General features: G+C 74.5%; 14 protein-coding genes. 9 read left to right on the forward strand and 5 right to left on the reverse strand.

Annotated features, from left to right (window positions below; all coding sequences use genetic code 11):
* Positions 1 to 28: 28 nt before the first annotated feature.
* Positions 29 to 676, forward strand: coding sequence for a thymidine kinase (locus LEP48_RS11160; protein ID WP_225565677.1), 648 nt, complete (start codon positions 29 to 31; stop codon positions 674 to 676).
* Between the two features lies 1 nt (position 677).
* Here LEP48_RS11160 and sepH read toward each other — a convergent pair whose 3' ends face one another.
* On the reverse strand, positions 678 to 1,826 hold the full coding sequence (gene sepH, locus LEP48_RS11165; protein ID WP_225565678.1) for a septation protein SepH: 1,149 nt from the start codon (positions 1,824 to 1,826) through the stop codon (positions 678 to 680).
* Positions 1,827 to 2,012: 186 nt separating this feature from the next.
* On the opposite strand from sepH, the gene LEP48_RS11170 reads away from it, so the two are divergent.
* On the forward strand, positions 2,013 to 3,029 hold the full coding sequence (locus LEP48_RS11170; RefSeq protein WP_225565679.1) for an inositol monophosphatase family protein: 1,017 nt from the start codon (positions 2,013 to 2,015) through the stop codon (positions 3,027 to 3,029).
* A gap of 224 nt (positions 3,030 to 3,253) precedes the next feature.
* The gene (locus LEP48_RS11175) at positions 3,254 to 3,553 is read left to right on the forward strand and encodes a DUF4193 domain-containing protein (protein ID WP_225565680.1); all 300 of its coding nucleotides are present in this window, start codon (positions 3,254 to 3,256) and stop codon (positions 3,551 to 3,553) included.
* Between the two features lie 109 nt (positions 3,554 to 3,662).
* Here LEP48_RS11175 and LEP48_RS11180 read toward each other — a convergent pair whose 3' ends face one another.
* Positions 3,663 to 4,136: a DUF3093 domain-containing protein gene (locus tag LEP48_RS11180; protein WP_225565681.1), complete on the reverse strand. Its 474-nt coding sequence runs from the start codon at positions 4,134 to 4,136 to the stop codon at positions 3,663 to 3,665.
* Positions 4,137 to 4,191: 55 nt separating this feature from the next.
* Here LEP48_RS11180 and dut point away from each other — a divergent pair, with 55 nt between their 5' ends.
* The 4 genes from dut (at position 4,192) to LEP48_RS11200 (ending at position 6,743) form a co-directional block, all read left to right on the forward strand.
* Positions 4,192 to 4,701 (forward strand): dUTP diphosphatase, encoded by a 510-nt coding sequence (gene dut, locus LEP48_RS11185; protein WP_225565682.1) that lies wholly within the window; start codon positions 4,192 to 4,194, stop codon positions 4,699 to 4,701.
* 103 nt (positions 4,702 to 4,804) lie between these two features.
* A complete protein-coding gene (locus tag LEP48_RS11190; RefSeq protein WP_225565683.1) occupies positions 4,805 to 5,569 on the forward strand; it encodes a DUF3710 domain-containing protein in 765 nt (254 codons plus the stop codon).
* A gap of 14 nt (positions 5,570 to 5,583) precedes the next feature.
* Positions 5,584 to 5,952 carry an OB-fold nucleic acid binding domain-containing protein gene (locus LEP48_RS11195; RefSeq protein ID WP_225565684.1) on the forward strand — a complete coding sequence of 123 codons (369 nt, stop codon included), beginning with the start codon at positions 5,584 to 5,586 and terminating at the stop codon, positions 5,950 to 5,952.
* Positions 5,949 to 6,743, forward strand: a complete 795-nt coding sequence (locus tag LEP48_RS11200) for a DUF3159 domain-containing protein (RefSeq protein WP_225565685.1) — start codon at positions 5,949 to 5,951, stop codon at positions 6,741 to 6,743. The genes LEP48_RS11195 and LEP48_RS11200 overlap by 4 nt, the downstream gene beginning before the upstream one ends.
* A 25-nt stretch (positions 6,744 to 6,768) precedes the next feature.
* Here the strand turns inward: LEP48_RS11200 and LEP48_RS11205 are convergent, their stop codons facing one another.
* Both LEP48_RS11205 and LEP48_RS11210 read right to left on the reverse strand, forming a co-directional pair.
* Positions 6,769 to 7,455, reverse strand: coding sequence for a potassium channel family protein (locus LEP48_RS11205; RefSeq protein WP_225565686.1), 687 nt, complete (start codon positions 7,453 to 7,455; stop codon positions 6,769 to 6,771).
* Positions 7,455 to 8,108: a potassium channel family protein gene (locus LEP48_RS11210; protein WP_225565818.1), complete on the reverse strand. Its 654-nt coding sequence runs from the start codon at positions 8,106 to 8,108 to the stop codon at positions 7,455 to 7,457. Before LEP48_RS11210 ends, LEP48_RS11205 begins: the two co-directional genes overlap by 1 nt.
* Before the next feature lie 151 nt (positions 8,109 to 8,259).
* Between LEP48_RS11210 and LEP48_RS11215 the strand changes: the two genes are divergently transcribed.
* Both LEP48_RS11215 and LEP48_RS11220 read left to right on the forward strand, forming a co-directional pair.
* On the forward strand, positions 8,260 to 10,260 hold the full coding sequence (locus LEP48_RS11215) for an APC family permease (RefSeq protein WP_225565687.1): 2,001 nt from the start codon (positions 8,260 to 8,262) through the stop codon (positions 10,258 to 10,260).
* Positions 10,261 to 10,315: 55 nt separating this feature from the next.
* Positions 10,316 to 11,614 carry a class I SAM-dependent RNA methyltransferase gene (locus tag LEP48_RS11220; protein WP_422723831.1) on the forward strand — a complete coding sequence of 433 codons (1,299 nt, stop codon included), beginning with the start codon at positions 10,316 to 10,318 and terminating at the stop codon, positions 11,612 to 11,614.
* Positions 11,615 to 11,636: 22 nt separating this feature from the next.
* On the opposite strand, the gene LEP48_RS11225 is transcribed toward LEP48_RS11220, so the two are convergent.
* Positions 11,637 to 12,344: a DUF5701 family protein gene (locus LEP48_RS11225; protein WP_225565689.1), complete on the reverse strand. Its 708-nt coding sequence runs from the start codon at positions 12,342 to 12,344 to the stop codon at positions 11,637 to 11,639.
* Between the last annotated feature and the right edge of the window lie 135 nt (positions 12,345 to 12,479).

Below are 12,479 nucleotides of genomic sequence, written 5' to 3' on the forward strand. Positions count from 1 at the left end.
GCGGGCGTTCGTCTGACAGGATCTGGCCATGGCCGAGCTCGTCTTCTTCTCCGGGACCATGGACAGCGGCAAGTCGACGCTGGCGCTGCAGACCGACCACAACCACGCGGCGCGAGGGCGGACGGGGCTGATCTTCACGCGGGACGACCGCGCGGGCGCGGCGCGCCTGTCGTCACGGCTCGGCCTGGAGGTCGACGCGCGGGAGGTCGCCGATGACACGGACTTCTGGGAGCTCGTGGCCGCCGAGCGACAGGCGGGCCGCCTGGTGGACTATCTCGTGTGCGACGAGGCGCAGTTCTACTCCCCGCTCCAGATCGAGCAGCTGGCCCGGCTCGTGGACGAGGTCGAGATCGACGTCTTCGCGTTCGGCATCACGACCGACTTCCGCACCCGCCTGTTCCCCGGTGCGGCGCGGCTCTTCGAGCTCGCCGACCGCATCGAGGAGCTGCAGGTGCCCGCGCTGTGCTGGTGCGGGGCGCGCGGCACCCACAACGCCCGCACCGTGGGCGGGGTCATGGTGCTCGAGGGGGACCAGGTGGTGGTCGGCGACGTCGCGGGGGCGCCGGAGGCCCAGGTCGCGTACGAGGTCCTGTGCCGGCGTCACCACATGCGCCGCATGACGACGGACGTGGCGCGCCGCCAGGGGTCCGGCGACGCCCTGCTCGACCTCGGCTGACTCAGGTCGTGGGGCGGCCACCGAAGACGATCTCGTCCCAGCTCGGCACCTGCGGCCGGCCCTTGCGGGCCGGACGGCGTGCAGCGGCGGTGCGTCCGGCCGGGCGGCCGGCCGCCGGTGCCGCGACGGGCGCGGCGTCCTCGGACGGCTCACGCGCGGCGGCGCCGTTGCCGGCGGTCTCGGCAGGGGCCTCGCCCGCCGCCGCGGTGCTCGCGCCCGCCGGCTCGGGGGTGGATGACGCGGGCTCGCGCGAGGTCCGCTCCTCGGCCGTGGTGCGCACCCCGGCCCGCCGCGACCCCAGGTCCACGACGCTCGCCCCGCCGACGTCGTCCGCGGCGCCGGCGGGATTCTGGCGGTCGGGGGTGTCCAGGCCGGGGACGGAGACGCGCCCGACGGGGACGGGGTCGGGCTGCGGACGGCCAGGTCCGGCGGCGGGCTCGCGACGCCGGGTCGTGGGGCGCTGGCCCCGCCGCCCGGCGAGGTCGTCGAGCAGCAGCGTGGTGGCGTCGTCGTGCTCGCGGTCGGCGTCGACGGAGGCACGGCGCCCGATCACGCTGGGGACGCCCAGCATCTCGGGGGAGACCGGGTCGTCCGGCTGCCCGAGCCAGCGCGCCTCGTCGTCGAGCGCCGTCACGACGCGGGCCTTCGGGTCGTACGTCCAGCGCGCGGACCGGTCCCGGTCGCCGGCGTGGAAGCGCACCTCGACCACCCACGGCGCGGTGCCGTCGCGGCGGGCCGACCACTGCGCCTGGCCCGCGGTGACGCCCCGCGCGGCCAGGCGGGTGCCGGCGACCTCGCCGAGGGGCGCGACGTCGCCGTCGCCGCCGCGGCGGTGGGCACGGACCTGGGAGATGACATGGCTGCGCTCGGCGACCACGGGCCACTCGTAGCGCTGGACGTGGTCGACCGGCAGGCCCGACTCCTCGGCGAGCTCCTCGGCCGTCGCGCCCGCGCGCAGCCGCGACTGCAGCTCCCGGGGGCGCAGCGTCGTGGTCGCCCGGGCCTGGAGCTCCTCCACGCGGGGGCGGTCACGGCGCACGGCGGCGCGCAGCGCCTCCGTGATCGCCAGCAGGGTCTCCGCGCCGTCGGGGTCGCGCAGGACGAGGTGCTCACCGTCCTCGTGCAGTCTCGCGAGCTCGAGCTCGGCCATGCTTCCTCCCTCAGGGTCACGCCCGCTGATCACGCCCGTCGGCCGGAGCTGGTGCAGCGGTCCGCCGATTCGAGAGTGCCACCCGCGCGCGTCATGGGTGCGCAGGCGCGTCGGTGTGCCGCCGATTGTGCCCGGTCGCGCGCCGGTCGGGTACCGGGGCCCTGGTCCGTGCGGCACGATGCACGGATGAGCCCCCAGCAGCCGCCGAGCGTCCACGGTGCCCACGACCTGCCCCACGACCTGCCGGGCGGCCAGCCCGACGGCCAGCCCGATGGCCAGCCCGACGGCCAGCCCGGCGAGGCGCCCCGCGACGTGCGCGCCGTCGTGGAGGGAGTCGACGTCGACGCCCTGCGGGACCTGGCCCGGCGGCTCGCGACCGAGGCGGGCGAGCACGTGCGGACGAACGGCCCCGAGCGCGTCGAGGTCGCGGCGACCAAGTCCACCGCGGTCGACCCGGTGACCCAGATGGACCGTACGGTCGAAGAGCTGCTGCGCTCGCGGATCGCCACCGCGCGACCCGACGACGCGATCCTCGGCGAGGAGGGCGACGACGTCCCCGGCAGCTCCGGGCTCACATGGGTGCTCGACCCCATCGACGGCACGGTCAACTACCTGTACGGCATCGCGGCGTACGCGGTGTCGGTCGCGGTCGTCGCCGGCCCGGTCGACCCCGAGCGGTGGACGCCGCTCGCCGGGTGCGTGCACGCCGTCGTCGACGGGAGCACCTGGACCGCGGCCCGCGGTCGCGGCGCCGAGCGGGACGGCCGGGCGCTGCGGGCGAACGTCCCGGCCGACCTGGCCACCTCGCTCGTCGGCACCGGGTTCGGCTATGCGGCCGAGCGTCGTGCCGAGCAGGGCCGTGTGCTCGCCCGGGTGCTGCCGCGCGTGCGGGACGTGCGCCGGATCGGCTCGGCCGCGATCGACCTGTGCCGGGTGGCCGACGGCTCGCTGGACCTCTACTACGAGCGCGGCCTGAACCCTTGGGACCAGGCTGCCGGGGCGCTCGTGGCCGTCGAGGCGGGCGCTTTCGTCGGTGGGCTGCGGGGCCGCGGGCCGGGGGTGGAGATGACGGTCGCGGGTGCCGAGCCGGTGGTGCGCGACCTGGTCGCGCTGCTGGAGGAGTGCGACGCCGACGGTGCGGACGACGGTGTCCGGTCGGGCGCGCCCCGAGGTGACGAAGTTTCGCCCAGGGCCGACGCGTGAAAATCGCGTCACCGAACTGACGGAGCCCTTCTCGACAGGCGCCGGGAAGGTGGTGTCTTCGCAGGTCAGAGGGCTGGCGTGCGGATGTGACGCGGGATACAGCGCGCCATGTCGCGTCGGTGCCAGAAATGATGCACAATCCGTGGGCCGAACGGGAACAAAACCCGGTCGCCGAGCATTATCAGCGCGTACCGACACCGACATCACGGAGCGTGACCACACAGATGGCAACCGACTACGACGCCCCCCGCAAGAACGACGAGGACGTGGAGCAGGACTCGATCCAGGAGCTCCAGGCGCGTCGTTCCGACAAGTCGTCGGGTGTCGTCGACGAGGACGAGACGGAGGCTGCGGAAGGCTTCGAGCTTCCGGGCGCCGACCTGTCCGGCGAGGAGCTCGCTGTCCGCGTGCTGCCTCGTCAGGCCGACGAGTTCACCTGTACGAGCTGCTTCCTCGTCCACCACCGCAGCCAGCTGGCCACCGAGAAGAACGGCCAGATGATCTGCACGGAGTGCGCCGCCTGAGCGCCCTCGCCCCACCGTGCGGCACACGCCGTCCGACGCCCCAGGCCGTCACGCCTTCCACGTGGCGGCCTTCGTCGTCCCCGCGGCCGGCAGCCAGGCCCGGCGAGCCTCAGGCCCGCAGCGCCGCGGCGAGCTCGGCCGGGCGCCGGGTCGACACCAGCCAGTACGGGGTGGGGTCCATCGGGTCGGCGAGCTGCACCTGCACCCCGGTGCGCGCCCACGCGCGCAGGCATACGTACGCGCGCGCGTCGAGCGCAGGGCCGAGCGCGGTCCGCATCGCCTCGGCGTCCAGCATCGGGGTGACGTCCCCGAGCAGCGACAGCGCCACGTGCGCCCGGCCCGCACGCAGCTCGCCGTCCGCGACCTCGATCACCGGCGCTGTGGCGATCAGCGCGCCCAGGGTGGAGGCCGCGGCCAGCACCGCGCTCACGATCCCCGCGACGTGGCTCAGCGGCCACAGGGTCACGCCCACGATCACCCCGAGGCCGAGCGCGCCGCACCAGGCGGCGGGTCCGGGCACCAGTCGTTCACGGAATCGGGCGGCGGTGGTGGGGGAGGGCTGGTCGGAGGGGGACACGCTCATGGGCCCATCATCCCAGCCCCGGCGACCCCCGGTGACGGTCGGCTACGCTGCGCGGGTGCCTGACACCAGCCGGTCCACCCACCCGGATCTCCACGACGGCGGTCGCCACGACGGGAGCACCGTCGACGTCCTCGTCACCCTCCTCGACGACGGCGTCCAGCCGCCGTCGTACGCGCACCCCGGCGACGCGGGCGCGGACCTGGTCACGACGGTCGACGTCGAGATCCCGCCGCAGGGGCGGGTGACCGTGCCCACGGGTGTGGCCATCGCGCTGCCGGACGGCTACGCCGCGTTCGTGCACCCGCGCTCAGGTCTGGCCGCGAAGCACGGCGTGACCGTGGTGAACGCACCCGGCACGGTCGACGCGGGCTACCGCGGCGAGATCAAGGTGATCCTGGCGAACACGGACACGAGCACCCCGGTCGTGCTGCGCCGCGGCGACCGCGTGGCGCAACTGGTGGTGCAGAAGGTCGAGCGGGCCCGGTTCGTCACGGCGACGAGCCTGCCCGGGTCGCACCGTGGCTCCGGCGGGTTCGGGTCGAGCGGCGGCTGGACCCCGGCCTGAGGACGGTGCCGGGCCTTTCGGCCCGGCGGTCTACTGTGGGAGAAGGTGCGCCGCCGTGCGGTGGCGCCCCGAGTTTGCATGATCGAGACGAAGGAGAACCCCCGTGGGGCTGTTCCGGCGCAACGCGTCGACCAAGGCGTCCGAGGCGGCCACCGAGGCCACCTCGCCGACCCCGTCGTCCGGCGGCGCACCCGCGCAGGGCGGGGCGTCCGACCGGGCCGAGCAGGGGCCGTTCGACGCCTCCCAGGTCGAGACGATGGGGCCGCGCGTCGACCTCGGCGCGATCTGGCTCCCGGTCCTGCCCGGCCTCGAGCTGCGCATGGAGATCGACAAGAAGACCCAGAAGGTCACCGGCGTCTCCGCGACGCTCGGTGGCTCGGGCCTGCAGGTCCAGGCGTTCGCCGCGCCCAAGACGGCGGGCATCTGGGACGAGGTGCGTGCCGAGATCGCCACCTCCATCACCTCCCAGGGCGGCACCGTCGACGACGTCCCCGGCCGGTTCGGCCGTGAGCTCATCGCGCGCATCCCGGCCACCGGCCCGGACGGGCAGTCGGGCATCCGGCCGGCGCGCTTCATCGGCGTGGACGGCCCGCGGTGGTTCGTGCGCGGCGTCCTGTCCGGGCGCGCGGCCGTCGACGCGGAGGCGGCGCGCCCCCTCGAGTCGGTCTTCGCCAACGTGGTGGTGGTGCGCGACAACAGCCCGCGCCCGCCGCGCGACCTGCTGACCCTCGCGATGCCGCAGAAGTCGCGGCCTGCCGGCGCCCCCGCTCCAGGGGCCGAGGGCGCGGACGCCCCCGAGGGCGCGGCACCCCAGACTCCGAGCTTCGACCCGCTCACGCGCGGGCCGGAGATCACCGAGATCCGCTGAGACCGGGAGCAGCGATGTCCCTGCGCAGCGCCGTCAAGCACGCCCTGGCCTCGGCCGACGAGGTCGCGGCCGACGAGGAGCGGCACGAGGCCGCCGCCTTCCGTGGCTGCGTCCCGGTCGCCGACCTCGCGGGCCGTCACCGCGCGAGCGCAGCGGGGGTCCTGAGGTCCGTCGTGCTGCGACCCCGCGAGGGCGTACCGACGGTGGAGGCGGAGCTGTACGACGGTTCGGGCTCCCTCGACCTCGTCTGGCTCGGCCGCCGCACCATCGCGGGCGTCGAGCCGGGCCGCCGCATCCGCGTCGAGGGCATGGTCTGCGACCTCGACGGACGGCGCACGATGTTCAACCCGCGCTACGAGCTGCGTGCCAGGGCCGGCGAGTGAGCGCCGGGCAGCAGAACCGCGGCGTACGCGCGGTCACCGCCGACTCGTTCTCCTTCGGCGAGGCCGTCGGCGGCGTCCGCGGGATGGTCGAGGCCATCGCACCGGGGCTGGTCTTCGTCGTGGTGTTCGTCGTGACCAGCGACCTCGCCCCCGCGCTGGTCGCGTCGGTCGCGGCGGCGCTCGTCGCCGTCGTGGCACGGCTGGTGCAGCGCACCCCGATCACGCAGGCGCTGGGCGGGCTGCTCGGCATCGCCGTCGGGGTGTTCTGGGCCTGGCGCTCCGGGGAGGCGGAGAACTTCTACGCGGTCGGTCTGTGGACCAACGCGATCTATCTCGTGGTCATCCTCGGGTCGATCCTCGCGCGCTGGCCCGCGGTCGGGTTCGTCGTGGAGGCCCTGCGGACCGGGTTCGCCGACCAGGCGGCACCCAAGCCCGAGGAGGAGCCGGCGCAGGACGCCCCCGACGCCCCAGCGGACGCCGACGGTGCCGACAGGGCTGGCGGACCGGCCGGGCCCGAGGGGGACGCCGAGCAGCCGAACCCGTTCGCGGGGATCGTGGCCTGGCGTCGCGACCGGGACCTCCTGCGCCGGTACACGCTGGCGACCTGGTTCTGGGCCGGGCTGTTCGCGGTGCGGCTCGCCGTCAAGGTGCCGCTGTACTTCTCCGGCGACATCGGCTGGCTCGGCACCGCGCACCTCGTGCTGGGCGTGCCGCTGTGGGGCCTCGTGCTCTGGCTGACCTGGGCGGTGGTGCGCGGCGCGCACCACCGTGCGCCCGACCCCGCCCCCTGAGCAGTCCGCCCGTGGGTGGCCGGCGTCAGGGCACCGGGCCTGCGCCCGGCGCGTCCTCGCCCCGGAACAGCCGCTGCAGCGCTTCCTCCGCCTCGCCGCTCACCACGAGCAGCAGCTCGTCGCCCGCCTCGAGCGTGTCGTCCACGCTGGGCGCGATGGGCATCGAGCTGCGCACGATGCAGGCGAGCACCGTGTCGGTGGGCCACCGGACGTCCCCGACCCGCATGCCGGTGAGCACGGAGTCGATGGCGAGCGTGACCTCGACGAGGTCCGCTCCGGACTGCTGGAACGTGAAGATCCGCACGATGTCGCCGACGGCGACCGCCTCCTCGACCATCGCGGTCATGATCCGCGGGGTCGAGACGGCGACGTCGACGCCCCACGAGCCGTCGAACATCCACTCGTTCTTCGGGTTGTTCACGCGAGCGACCGTGCGGGGCACGCCGAACTCCGTCTTGCAGAGCAGGGAGAAGACGAGGTTCGCCTTGTCGTCGCCGGTGGCCCCCACGACGACGTCCGCCCCGGCGACGTCGGCGCCCTCGAGCGAGCTCAGCTCGCACGCGTCGGCGAGCAGCCAGTCCGCCTCCGGTACCTGGGCCACCCGCATGGCCGCCGGGCTGCGGTCGATGAGCACCACGTCGTGGTCGTGGGACAGCAGCTCGCGGGCGATGGACCGGCCGACGGAGCCCGCGCCGGCGATGACGACGCGCATCAGTCGTCCTCCTCGCGCGGCGCGTGCGTGAGGGTGCGCTCCACGCCGGGGGCGTCGTCGTCGGTCATCAGCACGTGCAGCACGTCGTTCTCCTGGAGCACGGTGTCGGCGTCCGGCAGCAGCCCGTCGGTGTAGCGCGACAGGAAGGCCACGCGCGCTCCGGTCGCTGCCTCGATCCGCCGCACGGAGGACCCGGCCCACCCCGGGTGGTAGTCCACCTGGGCGAGCCGGATCCGTCCGGAGGGGTCCCGGTACTCGTCGGTGGCGCCCAGCGGCAGCATGCGCCGCAGCACCTGGTCGGCGGTCCAGCGGACCGTCGCGACCGTCGGGATGCCGAGCCGCTGGTAGATCTCCGCGCGGTGCGGGTCGTAGATGCGTGCGACGACGTTCTCGACCCGGTACGTCTCCCGGGCGACGCGCGCCGCGAGCACGTTGGAGTTGTCGCCGTCCGAGACGGCGGCGAACCCGTACGTGTCCTCGATCCCGGCCTGCGCGAGGGTGTCCCGGTCGAAGCCGACGCCGGTCACCTTCTGCCCGGCGAAGCTCGACGGCAGCCGCCGGAACGCCTCCGGGTTCTGGTCGACCACGGCCACGGAGTGGCCGCGGGACTCGATCTCCTGCGCGAGGGTGGAACCCACACGTCCGCAGCCCATGATGACGAAGTGCACGAGCGAAACGCTATACCTCCTGATCACGCCCTGCCCGTGCCGTCCCGGTGCTGTGCCAGGTGCTGTGCGACGCGTGCCGACGGTCGCGGCCCCGACACCGGGCCGGGAACCTCGGCGGGGCATAGCATGGGTGGCCGTGTCGGACATCGCGGACGCCGCCAAACGGCTCCTGCTCGGTCGCCCCGTGCGGAGCGAGAACCTGGGCCATACCCTGCTGCCGAAGCGCATCGCGCTCCCGGTGTTCGCCTCGGACGCGCTGTCGTCGGTGGCCTACGCGCCGGACGAGATCCTCCTGACCCTCGCGGTGGCCGGCATCGCGGCCACGACGCTGTCGCCGTGGGTCGGCCTCGCCGTCGTGGTGGTGCTGCTCGTGGTGGTCTCCTCCTACCGGCAGAACGTGCGGGCCTACCCGTCGGGAGGTGGGGACTACGAGGTCGCCACCACCAACCTCGGGCCGAAGGCCGGGGTCGGGGTCGCCTCCGCACTCCTGGTGGACTACGTCCTGACGGTGGCCGTCTCGATCTCGTCGGGCGCGCAGTACGCCGCGTCCGCCCTGCCGTTCCTGCGGGGTCACGAGGTGGCGGTGGCCGTGGGGCTCGTGGCGCTCCTGACGGTGATGAACCTGCGCGGGGCACGGGAGTCGGGCTCCGTCTTCGCGGTCCTCACCTACTGCTTCATGTTCCTCGTGGGGCTGGTGGGGGTGGTGGGCACGGCGCGGTACTTCGCCGGCAACCTGCCCTTGGCCGAGAGCGCAGGCTTCGACCTGGTGCCCGCGCAGGTGTTCGACGAGGGTCTGACCGGCATCGCGGGCGCCTTCCTGCTGGCTCGGGCGTTCGCCTCCGGGTGCGCCGCGCTGACCGGCGTGGAGGCCATCAGCAACGGGGTGCCGGCGTTCCGCAAGCCGAAGTCGCGCAACGCGGCCACGACCCTCGCCCTGCTCGGTGTCCTGTCGGCGTCGATGATCATGATGATCCTGCTGCTGGCGCAGGCCACGGGCGTGCGGTACGTCATGGACCCCGCCGCCGAGCTGACCGTGGGCGGGCGGGCGCTCCCCGAGGACTACACCCAGCACCCCGTGCTCAGCCAGCTCGCGGCGGCGGTGTTCCAGGGTTTCACGCCGGCGTTCGTGGCCGTCTCGGTCGTCACGGGCGTTATCCTCGTGCTCGCCGCCAACACCGCCTTCAACGGGTTCCCCGTGCTCGGGTCCATCCTGGCCAAGGACGGCTACCTGCCCCGGCAGATGCACACCCGGGGCGACCGTCTCGCCTTCTCCAACGGCATCATCACGCTCGCGGTCGCGGCGATCGTCCTCATCGTCGCGTTCGACGCCCAGGTGACCAGGCTCATCCAGCTCTACATCGTCGGCGTGTTCGTCTCGTTCACCCTGTCGCAGCTCGGCATGCTCCGGCACTGGACGCGGGCCCTGCGCAAGGAGCCCGACCCGCGCGAGCGCGCCATGATGGTGCGCTCGCGGCTGGTCAACGGCGTGGGCTTCGTCCTGACGGCCTCGGTGCTCGTCATCGTCCTGGTCACCAAGTTCACGCACGGCGCGTGGCTCACGCTTCTCGCGATGGCCGTGCTGTTCGTGCTGATGCGGGGGATCCGCCAGCACTACGAGCGGGTGAGCGAGGAGCTCGCGCTGGACGACACGTCGGCCGCCCGGGCCCTGCCGAGCCGCGTGCACGCCGTCGTGCTGGTGTCCAAGGTCCACAAGCCGACGATGCGGGCGGTGGCCTACGCGCGGGCGTCCCGGCCGTCCGTGCTCGAGGCGGTCACCGTCGGGGTGGACCCGGCGGAGATCGCCGACCTGAGGTCGCGCTGGGAGGCGCTCGACCTGCCCGTGCCCCTGCGCGTCCTGGACTCGCCGTTCCGGGAGATCACGCGTCCGATCCTCAAGTACGTGCGCTCCGTGCGGCGCGAGTCGCCGCGCGACCTCGTCGTGGTCTACATCCCCGAGTACGTGGTGGGGCACTGGTGGGAACAGCTGCTCCACAACCAGTCGGCGCTACGGCTCAAGGGCCGGCTGCTGTTCACCCCCGGCGTGGTCGTCGCCTCGGTCCCGTGGCAGCTCGAGTCGACCGGGGGCCAGACGGGCCTCGAGGGCACCTCGTACCCGCCGGGTGGCCCGAGGTACTGAGGATCACGTCCGCGCGGACCGTGTGCACGGCGCGGGACAGGGGAGAATGGCGTCCATGCCCCGACCCCGTCGCTCCGCACCGCGCCCCCGTCCCGCCGCCGTCGATCCCGAGGTGGGCCGTGAGGTCGAGCTCGAGATCGGAGCGGTCGCGCACGGCGGCCACTGCGTCGCGCGGCTCGACGGCCGGGTCGTCTTCGTCCGCCACACCCTGCCCGGTGAGAAGGTCCGCGCCCGCGTGACCGAGACCGGCTCGCGCTTCTGGCGGGCCGACGCGGTCGAGGTGCTCGAGGCGTCCGGCGACCGTGTGCCGTCCGCGTGGCCGCAGGCCGGCCCGGGCGGCGTGGGCGGCGGCGAGCTCGCGCACGTGGCGCTGGGCGCGCAGCGCGCGTGGAAGGCCGACGTGCTCGCCGAGCAGCTCACCCGGCTGGCGAAGCTCGACCGGCGGGTCGACGTCGAGGCCGCGCCCGGGGACGAGGACCGCGGAGGCCTGGCCTACCGCACCCGCGTCGAGCTGGTCGCCGACGCCGAGGGCCGGGCCGGGATGCGCCGGTTCCGGTCGCACGACATCGAGCCGATGACGGCGATGCCCCTGGCCACCGAGGAGGTCGCGGCGCTCGCGGAGGCCGAGGGCGTCTGGAGCCGCCGCTGGACGCCCGGTGCCCGGCTCGAGCTCGTGGCGCCCGCCGAGGGCGGCGAGCCGGTGCTGCTCGTCGACGGCCAGGTCTGGCGGCGCGGCCGCGCGGACACCCGCCCCAACGCGCGCCGCGCCGTGGCGGAGACGCTGCACGTCTCCGCGGGCGACTTCCGGTACCGCGTCTCCGCCGACGGGTTCTGGCAGGTGCACCGCGAGGCACCCGCCGTGCTGACGGAGGCCGTCCTCGAGGCGCTGGGCGACGTGGACGGCGCCCAGCTCCTCGACCTGTACTCCGGCGCCGGGCTCTTCACCCTGCCGCTGGCGGCCGCGGTCGGCACCTCCGGCCGGGTGGTCGCCGTCGAGAGCGACGCCCGCGCGGTCAAGGACGCGCGGCGCAACGCCCACGACCTGCCCCAGGTCGAGCTGCACCTCGGCGCCGTCGACCGCGTGCTCACCGACGGCGACGCCGGCGGCTCGGCGGTCGGGACGGCGGACGTCGTGGTGCTCGACCCGCCGCGCGCCGGTGCCGGCCGGGCCGTCGTCGACGCGATCGCGTCGCGCACGCCGGGCCGGGTCGTCTACGTGGCGTGCGACCCCGCGGCCCTCGCCCGCGACGTCGCCTACCTGGCGGAGCACGGGTACGCCCTGACCGGGCTGCGGGCCTTCGACCTGTTCCCCATGACGCACCACGTCGAGGCGGTCGCGGTCCTCGACCGCTGAGGAGCCCGCCGTGGGCGGCGGCTCAGGCGGCGACCCGCCCGGCCGTCGAGGCGAAGCCCAGCCAGGTGTGGCGGTTGCGCCACCAGCACCAGCCGACCTTCGGCGCGCCCCTGCGCGCGGCGCCGTCCCGCCCGGTGCCGTTGGAGATCCAGATCGCGGGCGTGCGTGCGTCGTAGGTGCCGTTCGGCCGGCGCAGCCGGGAGCCGACGGTCATGAAGCACAGGTTGCGCTCCAGGACGTCCGGGGCCTGGAGCACCCAGTGGATCCCCTCGGCCAGCGTGAGCGGGCTGCGACCGCGGCCGGCGATCTCGGGCACGGCCTCCTCGGGCGACCAGTTCGTCAGGTGGTCGCCCCTCTCGGGGGCGGCCACGGCGTACACGTCGGCGTCGGGGACGTCCAGGCCGGGGACGGGGGCGAACTCGTCGACGTCGGACATGTCGACGACGACGAACCCGGTCCGTTCGACGTCCTGGCGCCGCACGGTGGCGGTGCGGGTCAGGTGCGCGGTGAGCGCCGACGGTGGCAGCAGGCGGGGGTGGACGACCAGGAGCGCTCCCTCGGGTGCGTTCGTCGCGAGACGGGCGGCGGCGGCCCGCAGGGCGTCGGCCGCCAGCGTGTCCGCCGGGACGACGCCGCGGTCCAGCAGGCGCTCGGCCTGCTCGCGCAGCGTGGGGAGCGTCCCCGCCACGGGTGCGGGAGCGGGTGTGGCTTCGGCGGAGGTGGTCGGCATCGAGCGTCCTTCCGGTCGGCGGCACAGGCAGAACGGCGCGCCGGGCCGCGATGTTCCCGGCATGTGGCCCGGGCGGCCGTTCCCCGCCGACACGCCGGAAGCGTCGTCGAAGTATCTTGACGTCAAGATATATGG

It is taken from the genome of Isoptericola luteus, from assembly GCF_020297055.1.
Taxonomy (GTDB): Bacteria; Actinomycetota; Actinomycetes; order Actinomycetales; family Cellulomonadaceae; genus Isoptericola; species Isoptericola luteus.